Here is a 23,644-nt window from a genome sequence, read left to right as displayed (position 1 = left end):
ACGTTTGTGTCATGTGGCGCACCATGGCCGATGCGCAGGGGCTTACCAGGCGCGGGGGATCCCGCCGGTCCGCTCCGCCACCGCATTTTCGATGGACTGAAGCTGTGTGCGGGTCAGCACCCCCGCCTCCATCAAATGACGCATCAGTTCCTCGGTCAACGCCGCCAGAAAGTGCAGCTCCGCGCGCTCCGACGCCCCATCTTCGTTCAATGCGTCCATCACCAACTCCCGGATCCGATCGTCGGGGACTGTGTAACCGCGCGCCCGCGACCGTCAAAGTATCTTTTCGGCAAGAGGCATGAGCGGTTGACGTTTACGTCAAGGATAACCATCACCGCCGGATGGATCATCGAACGCCCCCCTCCCCCGAAAGGCTCGCCCAGGGCCTGGTCGCGCTTCTGGATGTCGAGGAGATCGATACCGACCTGTACCGCGGCGCTCGCCGCCCCGGTGGCGAAGGGCGGGTGTTCGGGGGGCAGGTGATCGCGCAGGCGCTTCAGGCGGCGCAGCGTTCGACGGATGCCCCGCGCACCGCCCATTCGCTCCATGCCTATTTCATGCGGCCGGGCGACGAGCGCTATCCGATCATCTACCGCGTGGAGCGCGATTTCGAGGGGCGCAGCTTTGCGACGCGGCGCGTGATCGCGATGCAGAAGGGCAAGCCGATCCTCAATATGGCCTGCTCCTTCCAGACGCCGGAGGACGGGCTGCATCATCAGGACGCGATGCCCGATGTGCCCGCGCCCGACACCTTGACGCCCGAAGCGGCGTTGCTCGATGAACTCGGGGACCAGATACCCGCCCCGCTTCATGCCTTTCTGTCCCGTCCTCGCCCGATCGAGCTCCGCCCCGTCGACCCGCGCCAATTGCTCCAGCCCGAGCCGCGCGCGCCCCGTCAGTCGATCTGGTTCCGGGTGGTCGCCCCGGTCGGCGACGATCCGACGCTGCACCGGGCGATCCTGGCCTATGCCAGCGACTTCGCGCTGCTGGGCACCTCGACCCTGCCGCACGGCGTCCACTGGCTGATCGATGACATGCAGACGGCCAGCCTCGATCACGCGCTGTGGCTGCACGAACCGTTCCGTGCGGACGAATGGCTGCTCTACACGACCGACAGCCCTTGGGCGGGGCATGCGCGTGGGTTCAACCGCGGACGCATCTTTGCGGCCGACGGCCGATTGGTCGCCAGCGTCGCGCAGGAAGGATTGATCCGCCTCCGCTCGCCCAAGACCGGCGATTAACCGCGCTGCATCTTACGCGCCGTCCGGGCGGCGCCGCTCATCCCCTCCTCCGGGGCAAAGGAAGAAATGGGGTTTGTCGACCTTCGTAACAACGGTGACGCGATCCAAGGCGCAATCGACTCCAGTCCGGCCATACCCCGAATTGGATTGCGCAGGGGCAATGGGCCGCACCGGTTCCGAATGTCGCAAAAGGGCGATGACCGGGGGCGCTTTTCGCTTTAAGCTCTGCCGGTCCCTCGCCGATGGAGCATGCGACGGACGGGTATCGAGAGGGTGGCGGGAATGACGGCGACGTCCGTCGACGAAGGGCAGAGCACCGAGCGCTATAAGCAAAAGCGGGACGCCATTCTGGCGGCGGCGGCGCAGGCGATCAACGAGCAGTCGGCCAAGGGCATGACCTTTGCCGATGTCGCGCAGCGTGTGGGGCTGAACACCACCAGCGTCACCTATTATTTCCGCCGCAAGGACGAGCTGGCGGCGGCGGCGTTCGAACATACGCTGGACCGACTGCTCGACATGCTGGGGCAAGCCGCCAAGGCCCCGACGCCGCAGGCCCGCGTCGCACGCTATCTGGCGATCAACATGGAACGGCTCGCCCGGATCGAACGCGGCGAGGAAGCGCCCTTTGCCGTGCTGTCCGACCTGCGCGCCATGGAAGAGCCGATCCGCGGCCGGTTGATGGCGGGCTGGCAAAAGGTGTTCCGCGCGACCCGGAGCCTATGGGGCCCCGCGGCCAGCCGCGCGCAGACCGACCTGTACGGCGCGCGCGCCCATGTCCTGTTGGAAAACACCTTCTGGCTGCCGATCTGGCTGGTCCGGTACGAACTGGACCAGTTCCCGCGTGTCGAGGAACGGCTGCTCGACGTGTTGACCCATGGCATCGCGGCCCAGGGATCGACCTGGTCTCCCGCCATGCTCGACCTGGACGAGCGGATGGCCCAGCGGACCGAGCCGGGGCGCGAGGCGTTTCTGCTGGCGGCGACCCGGCTGATCAACCAGCTCGGCTATCGCGGGGCGAGCGTGCAGCGGATCGCCAGCGAGCTGAACGTCACCAAGGGCAGCTTCTACCACCATCTCGACGCGAAGGACGATCTGGTCGCGGCCTGTTACCGCCGCAGCTTCGACACGATCACCGCCGCGCAGCAGCTTGCCGATGCGGCGGGGGGCAGTCACTGGCACCGGCTGTCCAGCGCCATCGCGACGCTGCTCGACGTGCAGTTCGCCGAGCGGGGGCCGCTGCTGCGCACCACCGCGCTCGCCAGCCTGCCGGGCGATGTACGCGCCGCGATGGTCGAACGCTCCAACCGGATCGCCCGGCGCTATGCGGGCACGATCATGGACGGCGTGGCGGAAGGATCGATGCGCGCGGTCGATGCGCTGATCGCGGCGCAGGCATTGATGGCGATCCAGAACGCGGCGTTCGACATGCGCAAATGGGCGGGCACGATGGAGCGGCCCCATGCCATCGCGCTGTACGCCTCGACCATCCTCTATGGCATGTTCGACGACCGCTTCCTGACCTGACCGGGTGTGAAACCCGCACAATTTGCGACAATTGGACCGCACCGCCGACATGATCGGGCGACAGCGATCCGCGAAAAGGGGCATCGACCGGAAGGGCGTTTCCCCTTCCCTTCGCAAAGGACATGCCACCATGCGAAAGACCCTGATCGGCCTTTCCCTCGCCACGTTGCTGACCGCCACAGCCGCACAGGCGCAGACGGATGCGCCCCCACCTCCGCCGCGCGGCCATATGGGCGGCGGCATGATGGGACTGCGCCCCGATGCATCGGGCAACATCACCCGCGCCGCCGCCATCGCCGCCGCCGACCAGCGCTTTGCCGCGATGGATGCCAATCACGACGGCACCGTCACTCCGGACGAGATGCGGGCCTATCGCGATCAGCGTCGCGCCGAGTGGCAGCAGCGCCGCCCCGATGGCGACCGCCCCGACCGGGCGGGCCGTCCCGAGCGCCCCGCGCCCCAGCCCATCACGGCCGAGGCCTTCCGCGCCCGCGCCGTCGCAATGTTCGACCGTCTCGACACCAATCATGACGGCCGTATCGACGCGGCCGAACGCGCCGCCGCTCCCAGGTTCGGAGGCCGCCGCCATCACGGCGACATGGCCCCCGGCGCTCAGCCGGCCCCGCAGGACGACTGAGCCGACAGGCGGGGCGACCGGCCCTCCCACCGGCCGCCCCGCTTGCGAGGCTCGCCTGCCATGCTAGACCCTTCCCCCATGTCCGACACGCCGCACCTGCTGCTCGTCGATGACGAGCGTTCGATCCGCGAACCGCTCGCCGTCTATTTGACCAAACAGGGGTTCCGCGTGACCCAGGCGGGCGATGCCGCCTCGGCCCGTACCCGGCTGGCCGCCTATGCGATCGACCTCGTCATCCTCGACATCATGATGCCGGGAGAGGACGGCCTGTCGCTGTGCCGCCATATCGCGGCGACCAGCGAAGTGCCCGTCATCCTCCTGACCGCGCGGGCCGAGGAGACCGATCGCATCGTCGGGCTGGAAATGGGCGCGGACGATTATGTTGTGAAGCCCTTTTCGCCGCGCGAACTGGCGACCCGGGCCAAGGTCGTGCTGCGTCGAACCCAGGCCGGCGGCGCGCGGCTCCATGCGCCGGATAGCGGCTCCTATGCCTTTGCGGGCTGGGTGCTGAAATCGGGCGAGCGGTCGCTGGTCGATCGGGAAGGCGTGTCGGTGATGCTGTCGACCGGGGAATATAACCTCCTCCTCGCGCTGGTCAGCCGCCCGCGCCAGGTGCTGACCCGCGACCAGTTGCTCGACCTGACCCAGGGGCGCGAGGCCGCCGCCTTCGACCGCGCGATCGACAATCAGGTCAGCCGTCTGCGCCGCAAGATCGAGGCGGACCCCAAATCGCCCGAGATCATCAAGACGGTCTGGGGCGGCGGCTATACGCTCGCCGCGGAGGTCACCCGCCTGTGAGGCCGAGCAAGTCCATGAGCCCGACCCCGTGACGCTGCGTTTCTGGCCGCGTCGGCTGGCCGCGCAGATGGCACTGCTGCTCGCCATAGCCTTGTTTGTGGCGCAGGCGATCAGCTTCACGCTGCTGCTGCGCGAGCGGCGCAGCCTGTTGCTCGAACAGACATCCGGGCCCGCCATCGCCCGGCTGAACGACGCGATCGAGCGGGCGGCGAGCGGCAAGGCCTTGTCCCCCGATCGTGGCCGCGTGCGGGCGTCGCTGAACAATCCGATCCACCCCCGGTTGCCGCGCGTGCCCGAGGTGGAGACGCTGATCCGCGAGGGGCTGTCCGAATCCGGGCATCCGGTCGTCCGTGTCGTCACCGGCGTCCGCCCCTTCAAGCCGGAGGATTTCGACTGGCCGCGCCGCAAGTTCGACCGGCGGCGTATACCGGCCGAGGAGCTGTTGATCGCCGTCCAGCGAAAGGACGGTAGCTGGCTGGTGACGCGATCCTTCTGGCCGCGCGACGGCCTCTACCTGGTCTGGCGACTGATCGCGCAGACGCTGATCCTCTACGGCGTCATCCTATTGCCGGTGTTGTGGATCGGACGGCGCATCTCCCGCCCGTTGCGCGACCTGACCCGTGCGGCGGAGCGATTCGACCCGCGCGAACCGGGCGCACCCATCCCCGAACAGGGGCCGCTCGACGTGTCGGGCCTGATCGCCGCGTTCAACGCGCTGCGCCTGCGGATCGGCGCGATGCTGGAGGAAAAGGACCGGATGCTAGGCGCGATCGGCCATGACCTGCGCACGCCGCTCGCCGCGCTGCGCGTCCGCATCGAATCGGTCGAGGACGAGCAGGACCGGCTGCGCATGGCGGACACCATCGCCGAGATGAACAAGACGCTGGAGGACATCCTGTCGCTCGCGCGCGTCGGGCGGCCCAGCGAGGCGGAGACCGATGTCGACCTGAACGCGCTGGTCGATGCGGTGGTCGCGGACTTTCACGATCTGGGACAGGATGTGACTTTCGAGGAGGGCGGGCGTCTGCGGCTGAAGCTGCGTCCTTCGTTGATGCGGCGGGCGGTGCGCAACCTGATCGAGAATGCCGTCAAATATGGCCATGCCGCCGATGTCCGCATCGATGCCCAGGCCGATCACGTCGCGATCATCGTCGCCGATCAGGGCCCCGGCATCGCGCCCGATCAGTGGGAGACGGTATTCGATCCCTTCATCCGCCTGGAAAACTCGCGCAATCGCGATACAGGCGGGATCGGGCTGGGTCTGGCGCTCGCCCGTTCGATCGTGCGCGAGGCGGGAGGCGACGTTCGCCTCGCCAACCGGGCCGAGGGTGGTCTGGCTGCGACGATCACCCTCCCCCGTTGATCAGGCGTCTCGCGCCACCCGCAGCATGGCAAGCGCCGCCAGCCCCATCACCGCCGCCGCAATCGCCATCGCCCAAACCAGATTGTCGGGGAAGAAATGGCCGACGACCGCACCCATGATCGATGACACGATCAGTTGCGGCAGGACGATAAAGATATTGAACAACCCCATGTAAATGCCAAGCTTTTCGGCCGGCAGCGCCGCCGACAGCATGGCATAGGGCATGGTCAGGATCGAGGCCCAGGCAATACCGACCAGCACCATCGAACCGATCAGCAGCCAAGCATCGTCGATGAACAGGAACGAGGCGAACCCCGCCGCGCCGCATAGCAGCCCCAGAACATGGGTATTGCGCCGCCCGACAGCCCGAGCCAGCGGCGGCAAGGCGAAGGCCCAGAGCGTCGCGACACCGCTATAGACCGCGAAGAGCACGCCCACCCAGTTCGCACCCTCGTTGAACGCCGCGCTGCTCGGGTCGCTGGTATGGAACACCCGCGCCGCGACGATCGGCGTGGTGTAGATCCACATGATGAACAGCGCCGACCAGGTGAAGAACTGGACCAGCGCCAGCCGCTTCATCGTCGCGGGCATGGCGGCGAGATCGGCGAGGATCTGGCTGAGCGCATTGCCGCCCCGCCCACCCCGGACGAACGCCGCGCTGACGATTTGCGCCAGCCCGAATGCGATCAGACCGCCGCCGAGCAGATAGACCGGCTTGTCCAGCCCGAACGCGCTTACTGCCACGCTGATCGCCACGCCCGCGAGGATCCATAAAGGCGCAGCACCGATCCGGTCCGAGGGGACGGCATCGCTCCGCGTCGCCTGCCCTTCGTCGCGATCGGCAAAGGCGGCGATCTGCTCGGGCGAATATTCGCGCGTGGTCAGCACCGTCCACAGCACCGCTAGGAACAGCGCCGCCGCGCCGATATAGAAACCATAGCGAACAGAAGGCGGCACCTCCCCCGGTGCCGCGACATTGGCGACATGGAAGACATCGGTCAGCACCATCGGCGCCAGCGACCCCAGCACCGCGCCTGCGCCGATGAACCCGGTCTGGAAGGCATAGCCCGCCGTCCGCTGGCGGCTGGGTAGCATATCGCCGACAAAGGCGCGGAACGGCTCCATCGAGACGTTGAGCGAAGCGTCGAGCAGCCATAGCAGCATCGCCGCCGCGACCAGCCCGCCCGCATTGGGCATGCCCAGCAGCGCCAGCGTCGCCAGCACCGCGCCCGCCAGAAAATAGGGCCGCCGCCGCCCGAAACGTCCCCAAGTCCGGTCGCTATAATGGCCGATCACCGGCTGGACGAGCAGCCCGGTCAGCGGCGCGGCGATCCACAGGAACGCCAGGTCCTTCTCCGCCGTCCCCAGCGACTGGAAGATGCGGCTGACATTGGCGTTCTGCAGCGCGAAGCCGATCTGTATCCCGAAAAAGCCGAAGGAGGTGTTCCACAGCCCCCGAAAGCCCTGACGCGGCTTTTCCATAACCCCTCCTCGTCGTTCTGATTATTATTGTCGTCGTTACGGCCGCACGCTCGATCCGCGTACGACCAGCGTGGCGGGCAACAGCATCGCGGTGCGCGGTTTGCCCGCAATTTCCGCGAGTAGCGCGCGGACCAGCAACCGCCCGGCGGCCGCGGCGTCCTGCACCACCGTGGTCAGCGGCGGATGCGCGAAGCTGGCCGCCGGAATATCGTCGAAGCCCACCACCGAGACATCGCCCGGCACGCGCAATCCCGCCTCCGCCAGCACCCGCATCGCCGCCAGCGCGATCAGGTCGCTGGCCGCCATGATCCCGTCGAACGCGTGGCCCCGCGCCAGCAATTGCCGCGCGGCCCGCTCGCCCTCTTCCTCGCTGGAGATCGCGCCGACCTGCAAACCGGGATCGCAGACCAGATCGGCCTCGGCCAGCGCATCGCGATAGCCGCGATAGCGGTCGTGAAATTCGGGGTAGTGATCGGTCGCATCGCCCAGAAACGCGATCCGCCTGCGCCCCTGCGCCACCAGATGCCGCGTCGCCGCCAGCGCGCCCGCATGATTGTCGCAGCCGATGGTCAGCCCCGGCTGCCCCGGTGCGACCGAGCCCCAACGCACGAAATGGGTGCCCCGCGCGACCAATTGTTCGAGCTGCTCTCGATAATCGGCATAGTCGCCATAGCCGAGCAGGATCAGCCCGTCGGCGCGGTGGCTGTCCTCATATTCGGCCTGCCAGTCGCTCTCGCCATTCTGGAACGAGACGAGCAGGTCGTAACCGACCTCGGCGCAGCTCTCCATGATCGAGCCCAACATGCCAAGAAAGAAGGGATTGATCAGCGTCTGCCCCGGCGAAGGATCGCGGAACAGCAGCAGCGCCAGCGTGCGCGTCTGCCCGCTGCGCAGATTGGAGGCGGCACGATCGACCGTATAGTTCAGCGTCTTGGCGATCGCCTCGATCCGGGCACGCGTGGCGGCGCTGACCGAGGGGCTGCCGCGCAGCGCACGGCTGACCGTCGGCTGCGACACGCCCGCCAGTTGCGCGATATCGAACGATGTGGGCTTTCGCTGGCCGACCAAGATCAGGGCATCCTCCTCGCCCCCGCATACCGGCTTTGTCCATCCGGGTTAAGCGCGAGCCCTGTCGTAATAATGCAACAGGCCGATATGGCCGCATTGAATACGTATGCGGCTTTGTTGGCTTTCTCCGTCATCGATTTCACAGGGGGGCAACAACCATACCCGTTCGTCGAACAGAGACGGGGTTTCCTGGAGGGGATTTCATGACGGTTCGCCTTGTGGCGCCGGCCGATGCCGCGCGCTCGTTCCTGAAGCTCGGCGTCAGCACGCTGGCCATGGTCATCGCCGCACCCGCATTCGCGCAGGCCTCGACCACGCTGCCCGACCCGGCCGCCAGCACCACCGCCGCCAATCCCAATGACGGGGCCGCCGCCGATCCGCAGGCGCAGGATGGCGCGGGCTCGGGCGACATCGTCGTCACCGGCTTTCGCGCCGCGCTGGAAAACGCCGTCGCCGAGAAGAAGAACCGCGACCTCGTCGTCGAGTCCGTCTCGGCGGAGGATATCGGCAAGCTGCCCGACGCCTCGATCGCGGAATCCATCGCCCGCTTGCCCGGTGTGACGTCGCAGCGGGTCAATGGCCGCTCCAACGCCATTTCGATCCGCGGCTTCGCGCCCGATTTCTCGACCACCCTGCTCAACGGCCGCGAGCAGACCTCCACCGGCGACAATCGCGCGGTCGAATATGACCAGTACCCCGCCGAAGTCGTCAACCAGGTGCTGATCTACAAGACCGCCAATGCCGGGCTGATCGGCCAGGGCCTGTCGGGCACGGTCGACCTGCGGACCATCCGCCCGCTCGACTATGGCAAGCGCGTCTTCTCGGTCGGCGCGCGCGGCACCTATGCCGATATCGGCAAGCTGAACGCCGGATCGAAGGACTTCGGCTATCGCGCCTCGGCCACCTATGTCGACCAGTTCGCCGACGACACGATCGGCGTGGCGCTGTCCGCCAGCTATCTGAACGAGCCGTACCAGATTCAGGAAGGCAATGCCTGGGGCTATGCGCCGGTCACGGTGAACGGCGCCTCGGCCAATGTCATCGGCGGCTCCAAATCCTATGTCACCTCGACCACGCTGAAGCGCCTGGGCCTTTCGGGCACGCTCCAGTGGAAAATGAGCGACACCTTCACCAGCACGCTCGACGGTTTCTATTCCGACTTCAACGACGATCAGATCAAGCGCGGCATCGAGCTGCCGCTGGCCTGGGGCAGCGGCACGACGCTGACCAATCCGACCGTCAGCAACGGCCTCGTCACCTCAGGCACGTTCAACAATGTCGAGGGCGTGGTCCGCAACGACTCGTTCCAGCGTACCGCCAAGCTCTATTCGTTCGGCTATAACGGCAAGTATAAGGGCGATGACGGCTGGAGCGCGTTCATCGACCTCAGCTATTCGCGCACCGATCGCGACGAGGTGACGCTGGAAACCTATAGCGGCACCGGATACGGCCAGGGCAGTGGCGCGACCGATACGATCGGTTTCACCACCGGACGCAACGGCACGGTCTTCAAGCCGACGCTGAACTATTCCGACCCCAATCTGATCCAGCTGACCGATCCGCTGGGTTGGGGCGGCACGACGCGGCAGGCGGGCTATTTCAACGACCGCAAGATCACCGATGAGATCAAGCAATACCGGGTCGAGATCGAACGCGAGGTCGAAACGCCGATCATCCACGCCATCCGCTTCGGCCTGAACTATACCGACCACAGCAAATCGCTGGCGCCCAACGAATCCTTCGTCACGCTGCCGAACGGGGCGACCATCGCGCCGCTGCCCCAGCAATATCGCCAGACGCCGACCGACCTGACCTATCTGGGTCTGGGACCGATGCTCAGCTATGATCCGCGTGCGCTGCTGGCGGGCGGGGTCTACACGCTGACGCCCAATACCAGCGCGGACGTCCCCGCCAAGGCGTACACCACGACCGAACATCTGATGACCGCCTATCTCCAGACCGATCTGCGCGCGCAGATCGGCGCAGCGGAGCTGACCGGCAATATCGGCGTGCAGGCGGTCGGGACCGAGCAGAAGTCGCGCGGCCTGATCTATAACGGATCGGGCTATACCAACATCGTCCAGGGCGACGATTATTGGGACATCCTGCCCAGCGCGAACCTGTCGCTCCGTTTGCCCAGCGACTGGGTGTTCCGCGTTGCCGCCGCGCGCCAGATGATGCGGCCGCGCTTCGACGACATGCGCGTCGCCCTGTCCTATGGCTTCGACGCGGCGCAGGGAATCATCTCGGGCAATGGCGGCAATCCCTATCTCCGCCCGATCCGTTCCAACTCGTTCGACGTCACGGTCGAGAAGTATTTCGGCACGCGCGGCTATCTGGCGGCACAGGGATTCTACAAGGATCTCAAGAGCTTCGTTTACAATCTTGAGCAGCCTTACAACTATGCCGGCCTCCCCCTGCCCGCCGCCGTGCCCGTCGGCACGCCGACCCAGGGGCGTATCACTCAGCCGATCAACGGCACGGGCGGCACCATCTATGGCGTAGAACTGGCGGGCACCTTGCCGCTCGGCCAGGTGGCCAGCTTCCTCGATGGCTTCGGCCTGACGGGCGGCGGCTCCTATACCAAGACGGAGATCGTACCGACCCCAGGCGGCGAGCCCGAGGACATTCCCGGCTATTCGCGCTGGGTAGCGAACGGCACCGCCTTTTTCGAGAAATGGGGCCTGAATATCCGTGGGTCGGTCCGCTACCGCTCAACCTTCGTGGGTGAACTGTCGGGCTTCGGCGCCAACCGCGTCCGCCGCCGCGCCATCGACGAGACGATCGTCGACGGGCAGATCGGCTATGACTTCCAGGATGGCACCTTCAAGGGCCTGTCGCTGTTCGTCCAGGGCCAGAACCTGACCGACACGCCGTTCGTCACCACCAATGGCGGACAGCGCGATCAGGTGATCGACTATCAGAGCTATGGCCGCCGGTTCCTGGCCGGGTTTACCTATCGCTTCTGATGCCCCGAGCCCCGCGCCGGCACTGCCCGGCGCGGGACGCCCGAATGTGAGACGCCCCATGGACGCCGCCTCTTCCGCAGACCGTATCGCCCGCCGGGTCGTGATCGTCGGCGGCGGCACCGCCGGATGGATGGCTGCGGCGGCGCTGGCGCGGTTCGTGCCCGCCTCCACGCGTATCACCCTGATCGAATCCGAGGCGATCGGCACGGTCGGCGTGGGCGAGGCGACGATCCCCGGCATCCGCCTATTCAACCAGATGCTGGGTCTGAACGAAGCCGCCTTCCTTCGCGAGACGAACGGCAGCTTCAAGCTGGGCATAAGGTTCGAAGGCTGGTCGGGCGAGGGCAGCGGCTATCTCCATGCCTTTGGCAGCATCGGGCGCGGGCTGGGGCTGGTGCCTTTCCATCATTACTGGCTGCGGGGCGGCGGGGCGGCGAACCCCGCCTCGCTCTGGGGTCACATGCCGAGCGCGCAAGCCGCAATGGCGGGCCGCTTCGCCCCCGATCCCGGCCGCCCCGAACTGCCGAGCGGCCTGGCCTGGGCCTATCATTTCGACGCCAGCCTCTATGCCGCGCTGCTCCGCCGTCATGCGGAGGCGGCGGGGGTGGTGCGGATCGAAGGCAGGATCGGGTCGGTCGCACGCGATACGGGCGGACGGATCGACCATGTCGTTCTGGAGGGCGGCCACCGCGAGGCGGGCGACCTGTTCATCGACTGCACCGGCTTTCGCGCGCTACTGATCGGCGAGACGCTGGCCGAGCCGTTCGAGGACTGGTCCGAGCTGCTGCCGTGCGACCGCGCGCTGGCGGTGGCGGGCGAGCGGAGCAGTCCCCTGCCCCCTTATACCCGCGCCATCGCGCATGGCGCGGGGTGGCGCTGGCGCATTCCGCTTCAGCATCGGACCGGCAATGGACTGGTCTATGACAGCCGCCATCTGTCGGACGACGAGGCGGCCGACCGGCTGCTCTCGGCGCTCCATGGCGAGGCGGTGGGGGAGCCGCGCCTGCTGGCCTTCACGACCGGACGGCGGCGGCGCGCCTGGGTGGGCAATTGCGTCGCGCTCGGACTGGCGGCGGGGTTTCTGGAGCCGCTGGAATCGACCAGCATCCACCTGATTCAATCGGGCATCGCCCGGCTATTGGAATTCTGGCCGGGGGCGACGCTCCAGCCTATCGAGATCGACGCCTATAATCGTCTGACCGAGGCCGAATGGCTGGGGATCCGCGACATGCTGATCCTCCATTACCATGCCAATGCCCGCTCCGAGCCCTTCTGGACCGAGCGGCGGGCGGTGCCCCTTCCGGACGGCCTGGCCGCGCGGATCGCCTTATTCCGAACCAGTGGCCGCGTGCTTCGCGATGCCGAAGAGCTGTTTGCCGAACCCGCCTGGGTCCAGGTGCTGGTCGGTCAGGGCATTTTGCCCTCCGGCCATCACGCGCTGGCCGATGCGCTGTCCACAGATGAGCTGGACGACTTCCTGACCCTCACCCGGCGTCACGCCGCGCAGGTGGCTGCTCGGCTGCCCGCGCACGACGCCTTGTTCGCCGCCCATTGCGCCGCCCCCGTCCAAAAGGTCTGCCCATGAAAAAGCTCCTGCTCGCCTTGCTTGCCACCGCCACGCCCTTGGCGGCGCAGGATTATCGCCAGCGTCTGCCACAGGACGAAGTGATCTATTTCGTCCTGCCGGACCGGTTCGAGAATGGCGATCCGTCGAACGATCGCGGCGGCCTGAAAGGCGGGCCGCTGACCACCGGTTTCGATCCGACGCATAAGGGCTTCTACCATGGCGGCGACCTGAAAGGGCTGACCCGGCGGCTCGACTATATTCAGGGGCTGGGCGCGACCGCGATCTGGCTCGGGCCGATCTTCAAGAACAAGGCCGTGCAGGGCGCAAAGGGGCGGGAAAGCGCCGGCTATCACGGCTACTGGATCACCGACTTCACCACGGTCGATCCGCACCTGGGAAGCGAAGCCGATCTGCACGCCTTTGTCGATGCCGCGCATGCGCGGGGGATGAAGGTCTATATGGATATCATCGTCAACCACACGGCCGACGTGATCCAGTATCGCGAATGCGCGGAAGGCTCGCCCTGTCCGTATCGCGACCGTGCGACCTGGCCCTATCAGCGACGCGGCGGCGTGAAGGGAGCGGCGATCAATTCCGGCTTCGTCGGTGACGATGTGCAGTCGGCGGCGAACTTTACGAAGCTGACCGACCCGACCTATGCCTATACCCCGTATGTCCCGGCGGGCGAGAAGAATGCCAAGACGCCCGCCTGGCTGAACGATCCGATCTATTACCACAATCGTGGCAACACGACCTTCGAGGACGAAAGCGCCACGACCGGCGATTTCTCGGGCCTGGACGATCTCTACACCGAGAATCCGCGCGTGATCGCGGGGATGATCGACATTTACGGCAGCTGGATCGACCGGTTCGGCATCGACGGCTACCGCATCGACACCGCCAAGCATGTGAACCCCGAATTCTGGCGCAGCTTCGTCCCCGCCATGCTGGATCGCGCCAAGGCCAAAGGGATTCCGAACTTCCACATCTTCGGCGAGGTGACGGCGGGCATGGAGCCCGGCTATCTCGCGCGCTGGACCAAGATCGCCGATTATCCGGCGGTCCTCGACTTCGCCTTCATGAATGCGGTGATCCAGACGGTCGCGGAGAACAAGCCGACCCGCACGCTCGCCAGCCTGTTCGAAGGCGACGTCCTCTATGCCAAGGGCGAGGCGACGGCAGACATATTGCCGACCTTCCTCGGCAATCACGATCATGGCCGCTTCGCGCGCGACGTGCGGGTCGCCAACCCCAATGCCTCGGAGGAGGAAATCCTGAAGCGCGTCGAACTGGGCCATGCGATGTTGCTGACCCTGCGCGGGGTGCCGACCATCTATTCGGGCGACGAACAGGGTTTCGCGGGCGACGGCAATGACCAGGATTCGCGCGAGGACATGTTCGCCAGCAAGGTCGCCAGCTATAATGACAACCGGCTGGTCGGTACGACCAAGACGACCGCGACCGACAGCTTCGTGCTCGGCCATCCGCTGTATCGTGAGATCGCCACCCTTGCCCGCCTGCGCACCGCCAACCCGGCTTTGACGAGGGGGCGGCAGGTCATCCGCGCGCGCGGCGATGCGCCGGGGCTGTTCGCGGTCTCACGCTTCGATCCCGACACGGGGCGCGAATATGTGATCGCCTTCAACACCTCGGCCAAGCCCATCGCGCAGGCCGTACAGGTCGAAACGGCATCGCAACGTTTCGTGACCATGGCTGGCACCTGTGCCCCGGCTGCCGCCGCACCGGGGAGCCTGATGTTGGAATTGCCCGCCTTCGGCTATGCCGTCTGTGCGGCGGAGACCCGTTGATGACCGAGACTGCCCGCATCGCTCCGCGCCCCTGGTGGAAGGGCGCGGTGATCTATCAGATTTACCCCCGCAGCTTTGCCGACAGCAATGGCGACGGCATCGGCGACCTGCCGGGCATCACTGCCCGGCTGGACCATGTCGCCAGCCTGGGCGTCGATGCGATCTGGCTGTCGCCCTTCTTCACCTCGCCGATGAAGGATTTCGGCTATGACGTGGCCGATTATCGCGACGTCGATCCGATCTTCGGCACGCTTCGCGATTTCGACGCGCTGGTCGCCCGCGCGCACGAACTGGGGCTGAAGGTCGTCATCGACCAGGTGTACAGCCACACTTCCGACGAACATCCCTGGTTCACCGAAAGCCGGTCCAGCTGCACCAATGCGCGCGCCGACTGGTATGTCTGGGCCGATCCCAAGCCCGACGGCTCGCCGCCGTCCAACTGGCAGTCGGTGTTCGGCGGCCCCGCCTGGACCTGGGACGCGCGGCGCGGGCAATATTATCTGCACAATTTCCTGAAGGAGCAGCCACAGCTTCACGTCCACCATCCGGACGTGCAGGCCGAATTGCTGGCAACCGCGCGTTTCTGGCTTGACCGGGGCGTGGACGGCTTCCGGCTGGATGCGATCAACTTCATGATGCACGAGCCGACCCTGCGGGATAACCCGCCCGCACCCGACACGGGCAAGACGCGGACCCGGCCGTTCGACTTCCAGCTAAAGCTCTACAACCAGAGCCATGCCGATATCGTGCCCTTCCTGGAGCGGATCCGCGCCACGCTGGACGGCTATGGCGACCGCTTCACCGTGGCCGAGGTCGGCGGTGACGAGGCCGAACTCGAGATGAAGCTGTTCACCGCCGGAGATCACCGGCTGAACACCGCCTATGGCTTCGATTTCCTCTATGCCGACCGGCTGACCCCGCGCATCGTCGCCGAGGCGGTCGCGAAATGGCCCGCCGAGCCGGGGGTGGGCTGGCCGAGCTGGGCGTTCGAGAACCATGACGCGCCGCGCGCCGTGTCGCGCTGGACCACGCCGGAGCATCGCGACGCGTTCGCTCGGATGAAGATGCTGTTGCTGCTGTCCCTGCGCGGCAATGCCTTTGTCTATCAAGGCGAAGAGCTGGGGCTGACTCAGGTGGATGTCCCCTTCGAGCGGTTGGTCGACCCGGAAGCCATCGCCAACTGGCCGCTGACCCTGTCGCGCGATGGCGTGCGCACGCCGATGCCGTGGAGCAGCAATGCGATCAACGGCGGCTTCTCGGATGCCGAACCATGGTTGCCGGTCGGGCCGGATCACGCCGCGCTGGCGGTCAACCGACAGGATGGCGATCCGGACTCGCTGCTGAACCTCACCCGCCGCCTCGTCCGCTTGCGCGCCGACACACCCGCTTTGGCGGTCGGCGACCTGACGGTGCTGCATGCCGACGACCAGCTACTCGCCTTCGAGCGGCGCGAGGGCGACCAGCACCTGCTCTGCCTGTTCAATCTGGGCGACACGCCTGTCCAGCTTCCCGCCGCCCTGCCACGGGGCGGGCGGGTACTGGTCCAGATCAATAACGCCACCGACGAACGCCTGGGTGCGTTCGGGGCGGCGATCCGGGAGATGACTGCATGAAGACGACCATTGCCTTGGGGCTCGGCCTGATCGCCGGAGCGGCGCAGGCCCAGAACGGCCCCGCCGATCCGGCGGTCAACGAGACGTTCAAATTCGCCAAGCCCGCCGGACAGCCCGACGCGATCGAAACCTCGCCGAACGGACAGATCACCGTGCAGGTGTCGACCGACAATGACGGGCGCGCAGTCTATATGATCGCCAGGGCCGGCAAGACGATCGTCGCCCCCTCACGGCTGGGGATGATGTTCACCGACGCGCCCAAGATCGAGCGGGGGCTGAAGATCGAGACCGTCACCCATGCCAAGTCGGACACGAGTTGGACCCAGCCTTGGGGCGAGTGGCGCACCATCCGCGACAACCACCGCGAGATGCGCGTCCGCCTGATGGAGTCGAGCGCGCTCCATCGCCGCTATGACGTGGTGTTCCGGGTGCAGGACGACGGTGTCGGCTTCCGCTACGAATTTCCCGAGCAGCAGGCGCTCCCCAAGGCGAACATCGCCGAGGAACTGACCGAGTTCAACATCGCCCAGGGCGGCACCGCCTGGTGGAAGCCCGCCTTCCTGTGGAACCGCGAGGAATATCTCTACAACCGCACGCCCATTACCGCGGTCGGCACGGCGGCGACGCCGATCACCATGAAGCTCGACGACGGCACGCACATCGCCATCCATGAGGCGGCGCTGGTCGACTATGCCAGTATGGCGGTGATGAAGACCGAGGGGAACGGGTTCAAGGCGGTCCTCACTCCCGGCTCGGGCGCGCCCAAGGTGATAAAGACCGGCGCGTGGACGACGCCGTGGCGGACCTTCCTGATCGCACCCGATGCGGGCGGCCTCTATATGAGCCACCTGATGCTCAACCTGAACGAGCCCAACAGGCTGGGCGACGTGTCCTGGGTGAAGCCGGGCAAGTTCGTCGGCGTCTGGTGGAAGATGATCAAGGGCGAATGGAGCTGGGCGCGCGGGCCGCGCCACGGTGCCACCACCGCCAATGTGAAGACCTATATCGACTTCGCGTCGAAATACGGCATCCCCGGCGTTCTGGTCGAGGGATGGAATATCGGCTGGGACGGCGACTGGGCGGGCAATGGCTCGGCGATGCAGTTCGCCACCCCGGCGGAGGACTTCGACGCCGACGCGCTGGCGAAATATGCGAAATCCAAGGGCGTCTCGCTGATCGGCCATCACGAGACCGGCGGCGCGGCCAGCCATTATGAGAGCCAGTTCGACCCGGCCTTCAAATTCGCCGCCGATCATGGCGAGCATGTCGTCAAGACGGGCTATGTCGCCGATGCCGGGCAGATCGAGCGGATGAACGCGGACGGCTCGGTGTCGCGCGAGTGGCATGAGGGCCAGTGGATGGTGAACCACCATCTCCGCGTTCTTCAGGCAGCCGCGAAGTACAAGGTGTCGATCGACAGCCACGAACCGGTCAAGGATACGGGTCTGCGCCGCACCTATCCCAACTGGCTGGCGCGCGAGGGTTCGCGGGGCATGGAATATAATGCCTGGCCCGGCAAGAACCCGCCCGAGCATGAGGCGAACCTGGCCTTCACCCGGATGCTGGAAGGGCCGATGGACTTCACGCCCGGCGTGCTGAGCCTGACGGGCAGCGACAACAGCCCGATCCAGTCGACCATCGCCAAGCAGCTGGCACTGTATGTGGTGCTCTACTCGCCGGTGCAGATGGCGGCCGACACGCCGGAGAATTACGCGAAATATCCGGAAGCCTTCCGCTTCATCGCGGATGTGCCGGTGGACTGGGAGGACAGCCGCGTGCTGAACGGCGAAGTCGGCGATTACGTAACCTTCGCACGGCGCGACCGTAAAAGCCGCGACTGGTATATCGGGTCGATCACCGACGAGAATGCACGTGAGCTGACCGTCACGCTCGACTTCCTCGATCCGGGCAAGTCCTATGAGGCAAAGGTCTATAAGGACGGCCCCGGCGCGACCTATGCAACCGATGCGCGGCACTCGATCGCGTTCGAGACCAAGTGGGTGAAGAAGGGCGACACGCTGACCCTGTCGCTGGCCCCCGGCGGCGGCCAGGCGATCCGGTTGAAAGCGCTTTGATACGGCAAGGCCCCTCCATCGTTTGATGGAGGGGCCTCCCTTTCTCAACCGTCGCCCCAGCGCAGGCTGGGGCCTTCCTCGATGCGATGTCCAACGTCGAAAAAGATCCCAGCCTTCGCTGGGATGACGGGTACGGTTACTTCGTCGGGAAGCCGCGCTGCTTGAGCAGCGCATTCACATCCGGGTCACGGCCCCGGAACGCGCGATAGGCCTCGGCGCGGTCGGTCTCGTTCCCCGTCGACAACAGCACCCGCGCAAAGCGGTCTGCCGTCGCCTTGTCCCACGGGCTGCCCGCTTCCTCGAACGCGGCGAAGGTGTCGGCGTCCATCGTCTCCGACCAGAGATAGCTGTAATAGCCCGCCGAATAGCTGTCGGACGAGAACAGGTGATTGAACTGCGGCAGGCGGTGCCGCATCACCAGCTCCTTCGGCATCCCGATCTCGCGCAGCGTCGTCGCCTCGAACACCGCCGGATCGACCACGCCGTCGGGCACGGTGTGCAGCTTCATGTCGACGATCGCCGAGGACAGATATTCGGTCGTCGCAAAGCCCTGGTTGAAGGTCTCCGACGCCTTGATCTTGTCGAGCAGCGCCTGCGGCATGGGCTGGCCGGTCTTGTAGTGGCGGGCGTACTTGTCCAGCACGTCGCGGGTCAGCAGCCAATGCTCGTTCACCTGGCTGGGATATTCCACGAAGTCGCGCGGCGTGCCCGCCAGCCCCGGATAGGTGACGTTCTGGAGCATCGCATGGATCGCGTGGCCGAATTCGTGGAACAGCGTCTCGGCATCGTCCAGGCTGATGAGGACCGGCTCGCCGGGCGCGCCCTTGGCGAAATTATTGTTGTTGGACGACAGGACATTCTGCACCGGCGGCAGGTTGCGCTGGCCGCGATAGGTGTTGGCCCAGGCGCCCGAACGCTTGCCGGTCCGCGCGAAATCGTCGCGGTAGAACAGGCCGACTTCCTTGCCATTCCGCGTCACATGCCAGACGCGCATGTTCGGCTCGAACACCGGCACCGTGCCGGTGATCTCCTGGAACTCCAGCCCATAGAGCCGGTTCGCGGCGTAGAGCGAACCCTGGATGATATTGTTCAGCTCGAAATAGGGCTTTAGCTCGGCCTGATCGAGGTCATAGCGGCTCTTGCGGACCTTCTCCTGATAGAAGCGATAGTCCCAGGGCTCGATGGTGATCTTGGCGCCGTCCTTATCCGCGATCGCCTGCATGTCGCGAACCTCTTCGGCGACGCGCGCCTTGGCGGCGGGCCAGACGCGCATCATCAGGTCCATCGCGGCGGCCGGGGTCTTGGCCATGGTGTCCTGCATTCGCCAGTCGGCATGCGTCTTGAAGCCCAGCAGGTGCGCACGGTTGGCACGCAGCCGGACGATACGGGCGATGGTCGCCTTGGTATCGTTGATGTCGCCATTGTCGCCGCGCTTGGTGAAGGCGCGCCACACCTGCTCACGCAGCGCCCGGTCGGTGGCGAAGGTCAGCACCGGGTCGACCGCCGAGCGGGTGTTGACGATCGCCCAGCCCTGCTGCCCGCGCTCGGCCGCCGCGGCCTTGGCGACCGCCTTCACGCTGTCGGGCAGCCCCGCAAGGCGCGCCTCGTCGGTGACGATGATCGCGGTGCCTTCGTCCGCCAGCAGTCGCTGCGAGAACTCGCTGAAATTGATCGCCAGATTCTGGTTGAAGGCGGACAACTCGGCCTTTTGCGCCGGGGTCAGCTTCGCCCCCTGCCGCACGAAGCTGTCATAGGTGCGCGTGACCAGCCGCTTCTGCTGCGCGTCCAGCCCGGACGTGTTGCGTGTCCGGTAGATCGCCTCGATCCGGGCGAACAGCTTGGGGTTGAAGGTGATCTCGTCCGACGCCTTGGACAGTTTGGGCGACCATTCGCGGTCCAGCGCTTGGTAGGCCGGATTGTTCATGTTGCCGGTCATCACCCCGAACAGCGTCATCACGCGGTTCAGCGTCTGTCCGGCATTCTGCATCGGCACAAAGGTATTGGCGAAAGTTGGCTTGGCGGGATTGTTGGCGATCCGGTCATATTCCTGCCTGCGCTCGGCCAGCGCCGCCTCGAACGCCGCCGGGAACAGCTCGGGCTTTACCTTGTCCCAGGGCGGCACCCCGCCATAGGGGCCGGTCCAGGGAGCGATCAGGGGATTGGAAGCGGTGGCCTGGGTGGCTTGCGGCGGCTGGGCGATGGCGGATGTGGTCATTAGAGCCGCCAAGGCGGCGGCAAGGGACAGGTGACGCAAAGTGAACTCCCGGTCATGACAAACGCGTCATCACCATAAGCCACGGAACAGTCGGGTAAAAGTCCGCCACGGTCCTAAGCGCGTCAACGCTTGACCTGCTTCTCCGCCAGAAGCGCCGCGGCCACCAGCCCCTCCCCCGTCGCGCGCGCCGCCGTCGGGGTCATCGAAACTGCCACGCCATTGGGACCGTCGAGCATGACGATCCCACACTCGGCCGTCGCCAGCCCGGCATCCTCGTGCACATTGGACATGTCCGAGGTCTCCGTCATGCCCCCGGCCCTTCCAGGGTCGGCCCGCCCCCATAAAGATAGGCAGGATCGAAATCGGCCAACGCGGTCAGCGCCTCGATATCGCGGATATGCACCTCCCCGCTGCGGAAGATCATTAGCCCACGCTCGCGCACCGACCGCAACACGCGGTTCAGGTGGACCGGCGTCACGCCCGCCGCTTCCGCCAGATCAATCTGGGTGACCGGAAAACGAAACAGACCATCGTTCACCAAGCCGACCATCGAGAGCCGAGCATGAAGCTCGCAAAAGAGATGCGCGACCCGGCCATCGGCCTCCAGCCGGCCGAGCCGGAACACCCATTCGCGGTGCATCGCCGCGTCGAGAAGCGTCGAGAACCACAATAGCCGCGTCAGCCGGGGGTAATGTGCGACAATCTGCTCCAGCCGATCATGGCCGACCAGCGCCACTCGTGCCGGCGTCAATGTCGCAACGTCATGGTCCAGATGGCGCATGGCAAAGCCGTGCAGATCGACAAAATCGCCGGGTACATGAAAGGCGACGATCTGCCGATTGCCCTGGCGATCGTCCATGTAACGGCACATCACGCCTTCGAGCAGCAGGCTGCTGTGGCGAACACGCTCGTCCCGGCGGACGACGATGGTGCGCGCAGGAATATCGCGCACCTCATCGACGCTATTCTCCAGCGTCACGACTTCGTCGGGCGTCATCGCCTCGCGCCCGCGTTCCTTCAGGAACAGGCCGGTCAGCGAAGGACGATCAATACTCGGCCTTGGCTGTCTCAGCGTATCGATGGCGGACACCGACATGGCGCGATCCCTCCCGTGGCAGACGGAAAGCAAATCCACGGCCGGGGCAAAGGGTTCCGTCCCCTTCCGGAGTGATTACCCGCCGGTCGGCCTGCCCGTCGGATGAACCGGCCGTGCCTCCTCCAGAGGCTGGTCGGGATGATGGCGGTTGCTGCGCACCGATGCCCAGAAGGACAGGCCGATCAGCGTCGCCCCGATCAGCCCGGTGATCGTCTCGGGGATATGGAACCGCACCGACAGCAGCATGATCGCGGCCAGCGCGACGATCGCGTAGAAGGCGCCATGCTCCAGATAGCGATACTGGGTCAGCGTTCCCTTATCGACCAGCATGATGGTCATCGACCGGACGAACATCGCTCCGATGCCCAGGCCCAGCGCGATGATGAACAGGTTGTTCGAAAGAGCGAACGCGCCGATCACGCCGTCGAAGGAAAAGCTGGCGTCCAGCACCTCCAGATACAGGAAGGCGGCAAAGCCCGAACGTGCGGCGGCCCCGGCCAAGGCATCGCCATCCCCTTCCAGCAGCACGCCGATCGCATGGACCGCGATATAGGTCAGCAGGCCGAAGATACCGGAGGTCAGGAAGGTCATCGCGTCTTCGGCCGGAATGAACTGGCCGATACCGTATAGCGCGAGCAAGACGATGCCCATCGCCAGCCCCGAAATGTCGCGAAGTGCGGCCAGTGGACGCTCGATCGGGCCGATCCAATGCTCCTTCTTCTCGTCATCGAGGAAGAAATTGAGCCCGACCATCGCCAGGAAGCTGCCGCCAAAGCCCGAAATGCCGACATGGGCGGAGGTGATGATCTGTTCGTAACGAACCGGGTCTCCGGCGGCGAGCTTCACCGCCTCGACCGGTCCCATATGCGCGGCGATGGCGACGATGGCGAGCGGAAAGACGATCCGCATGCCGAAGACCGCGATCAAAATGCCCCAGGTCAGGAAGCGGTGACGCCATTTGTCGTCCATGTCGCGCAGGACCGTGGCGTTGACGACCGCATTGTCGAAGGACAGCGAGACTTCCAGCACGCCCAGCACCAGCACGATCCACAACACGCCCAGCGTGCCGGGCAGGCTTCCCGTACTCTGGAACCCCAGCCAGGCGGCTATCGCCAGGCAGAGCGCCGTGAAGAGAAACGAACCCTTATAATATTTCAGCAGCACACACGGCTCCCTGTCGCTGACGCCCCGATCTATCGCCCGGCCCGCATGGCTTCCGACACGCGCAACGCGATCCAGCGGTCGGACGGTAAAGTCCGGACCACTGGATTGGTTCAATCGGGCAGAGGCTCTATCGTCGCGAACGGGGATCGCGACAAGCGCCGATCAGATGCGCAGGTCGTCGCCCATAAGCTGTTCCGAAATCTGTCCGGCGATACGGCGCAGTTCGGCCAATGCCTCTTCCTGGGTGGCGAGACCATCGACGATCCGGACGAAGGGGACCGTCAGCACGGCACAGGCGCACGTGCTCCGCACGATCGGCGCGGCCAGCTCGACCATGCCGAGCAGTTCGCCGCTTTCGGACTGGGCAAAGCCCTGCCGCTTCAGGGTGTCCGCTTTCTCGCGCAATTGTCCGAGAGCCCGCTCGGACAGGGGGGGATCGAAAAGCCCTTCCCATTCGCGGCGGGTCGCTTCCGGCTGAAACGCGTAAAGCAGGATCCCTGAGGGCGTTTCATGCATTGCGCGGCGATAACCGACACGAACCGAAACGCCGACCACCGTGTCCGCCTCCATACGGGCGATCACCGACGAACAAGACCCCGAGGGTATGGCGAGGTAGCAGGATTGGCCGATACGGTCGGCCAGCAGCCGCATCGGCGGAAGAGCCTGTTCCATCAGGCTGCGGACCGGCGGCCGCTTCAGGCCGAGATGGAACAGGCGCGAGGTCATGACATAACCATCGGGCCCCTGCGTCACGTAACCGCGATGTTCGAGCACCTGAATCATCCGGAACAACTCGCCGGTCGAGCGCCCCAGCCGGTTGACGATCGCGCTCATCGTCAGGGGATTTTCCTCGGCGGAGAGCAGTTCGAGGATATCGAGTCCCTTTTCCAGCGCCGGCGCGCGGTAAAGGCGCTTATCGTCGACGGTGCCAACCGTATCCGTACTCAACTACACTTCTCCACGACGATGGAACGACCATCGGTCGAAATCGCCTGAAATGACTTTTTGTGCCGCTTACTCCGAT

Annotated in this window: 18 protein-coding genes; 10 read left to right on the top strand and 8 right to left on the bottom strand. The window is 65.8% G+C overall.

The window, feature by feature from the left end; all coding sequences use genetic code 11:
• Window positions 1-42 precede the first annotated feature (42 nt).
• Window positions 43-219 carry a hypothetical protein gene (locus ACWPWT_RS11560; RefSeq protein ID WP_261268159.1) on the bottom strand — a complete coding sequence of 59 codons (177 nt, stop codon included), beginning with the start codon at window positions 217-219 and terminating at the stop codon, window positions 43-45.
• Between the two features lie 122 nt (window positions 220-341).
• Between ACWPWT_RS11560 and ACWPWT_RS11555 the strand changes: the two genes are divergently transcribed.
• The 5 genes from ACWPWT_RS11555 to ACWPWT_RS11535 all read left to right on the top strand — a co-directional run bounded on the left by ACWPWT_RS11555 (window position 342) and on the right by ACWPWT_RS11535 (window position 5,563).
• Window positions 342-1,241, top strand: a complete 900-nt coding sequence (locus tag ACWPWT_RS11555; protein ID WP_454279739.1) for an acyl-CoA thioesterase — start codon at window positions 342-344, stop codon at window positions 1,239-1,241.
• Between the two features lie 282 nt (window positions 1,242-1,523).
• Window positions 1,524-2,765 (top strand): TetR/AcrR family transcriptional regulator, encoded by a 1,242-nt coding sequence (locus tag ACWPWT_RS11550; protein ID WP_261268161.1) that lies wholly within the window; start codon window positions 1,524-1,526, stop codon window positions 2,763-2,765.
• 130 nt (window positions 2,766-2,895) lie between these two features.
• On the top strand, window positions 2,896-3,402 hold the full coding sequence (locus ACWPWT_RS11545; protein WP_454279738.1) for a hypothetical protein: 507 nt from the start codon (window positions 2,896-2,898) through the stop codon (window positions 3,400-3,402).
• A 78-nt stretch (window positions 3,403-3,480) separates the two neighbouring features.
• A complete protein-coding gene (locus ACWPWT_RS11540) occupies window positions 3,481-4,200 on the top strand; it encodes a response regulator (RefSeq protein ID WP_261268163.1) in 720 nt (239 codons plus the stop codon).
• A 67-nt stretch (window positions 4,201-4,267) separates the two neighbouring features.
• A complete protein-coding gene (locus tag ACWPWT_RS11535) occupies window positions 4,268-5,563 on the top strand; it encodes a sensor histidine kinase (RefSeq protein WP_454279924.1) in 1,296 nt (431 codons plus the stop codon).
• Here ACWPWT_RS11535 and ACWPWT_RS11530 read toward each other — a convergent pair whose 3' ends face one another.
• Together ACWPWT_RS11530 and ACWPWT_RS11525 are read right to left on the bottom strand one after the other, a co-directional pair.
• Complete coding sequence (locus ACWPWT_RS11530) at window positions 5,564-7,045, bottom strand: MFS transporter (protein ID WP_454279737.1); 1,482 nt, start codon at window positions 7,043-7,045, stop codon at window positions 5,564-5,566. It abuts the gene before it with no gap.
• 36 nt (window positions 7,046-7,081) lie between these two features.
• Window positions 7,082-8,113 carry a LacI family DNA-binding transcriptional regulator gene (locus tag ACWPWT_RS11525; RefSeq protein ID WP_454279736.1) on the bottom strand — a complete coding sequence of 344 codons (1,032 nt, stop codon included), beginning with the start codon at window positions 8,111-8,113 and terminating at the stop codon, window positions 7,082-7,084.
• Between the two features lie 203 nt (window positions 8,114-8,316).
• Between ACWPWT_RS11525 and ACWPWT_RS11520 the strand changes: the two genes are divergently transcribed.
• Genes ACWPWT_RS11520 through ACWPWT_RS11500 form a run of 5 tightly spaced genes read left to right on the top strand, consistent with a single transcriptional unit; the run spans window position 8,317 to window position 18,145 of the window.
• Window positions 8,317-11,082: a TonB-dependent receptor gene (locus tag ACWPWT_RS11520; protein ID WP_454279735.1), complete on the top strand. Its 2,766-nt coding sequence runs from the start codon at window positions 8,317-8,319 to the stop codon at window positions 11,080-11,082.
• Window positions 11,083-11,140: 58 nt separating this feature from the next.
• Entirely contained in the window at window positions 11,141-12,667 is a 1,527-nt protein-coding gene (locus ACWPWT_RS11515; RefSeq protein ID WP_454279734.1) for a tryptophan halogenase family protein, read from the top strand.
• A complete protein-coding gene (locus ACWPWT_RS11510) occupies window positions 12,664-14,457 on the top strand; it encodes an alpha-amylase family glycosyl hydrolase (RefSeq protein ID WP_454279733.1) in 1,794 nt (597 codons plus the stop codon). Before ACWPWT_RS11515 ends, ACWPWT_RS11510 begins: the two co-directional genes overlap by 4 nt.
• Window positions 14,457-16,070, top strand: coding sequence for an alpha-glucosidase family protein (locus ACWPWT_RS11505; RefSeq protein WP_454279732.1), 1,614 nt, complete (start codon window positions 14,457-14,459; stop codon window positions 16,068-16,070). Before ACWPWT_RS11510 ends, ACWPWT_RS11505 begins: the two co-directional genes overlap by 1 nt.
• The gene (locus ACWPWT_RS11500; RefSeq protein ID WP_454279731.1) at window positions 16,067-18,145 is read left to right on the top strand and encodes a glycoside hydrolase family 97 protein; all 2,079 of its coding nucleotides are present in this window, start codon (window positions 16,067-16,069) and stop codon (window positions 18,143-18,145) included. The genes ACWPWT_RS11505 and ACWPWT_RS11500 overlap by 4 nt, the downstream gene beginning before the upstream one ends.
• A 136-nt stretch (window positions 18,146-18,281) precedes the next feature.
• Here ACWPWT_RS11500 and ACWPWT_RS11495 read toward each other — a convergent pair whose 3' ends face one another.
• From ACWPWT_RS11495 to ACWPWT_RS11475, 5 genes are all read right to left on the bottom strand, one after another.
• Window positions 18,282-20,360 carry a M3 family metallopeptidase gene (locus ACWPWT_RS11495; protein WP_454279730.1) on the bottom strand — a complete coding sequence of 693 codons (2,079 nt, stop codon included), beginning with the start codon at window positions 20,358-20,360 and terminating at the stop codon, window positions 18,282-18,284.
• Window positions 20,361-20,482: 122 nt separating this feature from the next.
• Window positions 20,483-20,668 (bottom strand): hypothetical protein, encoded by a 186-nt coding sequence (locus tag ACWPWT_RS11490; protein WP_261268173.1) that lies wholly within the window; start codon window positions 20,666-20,668, stop codon window positions 20,483-20,485.
• Window positions 20,665-21,456 carry a Crp/Fnr family transcriptional regulator gene (locus ACWPWT_RS11485; protein ID WP_454279729.1) on the bottom strand — a complete coding sequence of 264 codons (792 nt, stop codon included), beginning with the start codon at window positions 21,454-21,456 and terminating at the stop codon, window positions 20,665-20,667. The genes ACWPWT_RS11490 and ACWPWT_RS11485 overlap by 4 nt, the downstream gene beginning before the upstream one ends.
• Before the next feature lie 75 nt (window positions 21,457-21,531).
• Window positions 21,532-22,617, bottom strand: a complete 1,086-nt coding sequence (locus ACWPWT_RS11480) for a DUF475 domain-containing protein (RefSeq protein ID WP_454279923.1) — start codon at window positions 22,615-22,617, stop codon at window positions 21,532-21,534.
• Window positions 22,618-22,782: 165 nt separating this feature from the next.
• A complete protein-coding gene (locus ACWPWT_RS11475; RefSeq protein ID WP_454279728.1) occupies window positions 22,783-23,568 on the bottom strand; it encodes an IclR family transcriptional regulator in 786 nt (261 codons plus the stop codon).
• Between the last annotated feature and the right edge of the window lie 76 nt (window positions 23,569-23,644).

Source organism: Sphingomonas sp. Marseille-Q8236 (assembly GCF_965112005.1).
The sequence above is the reverse complement of the archived record's forward strand: the minus strand, read 5'-3'. Positions and strand labels throughout refer to the sequence as shown.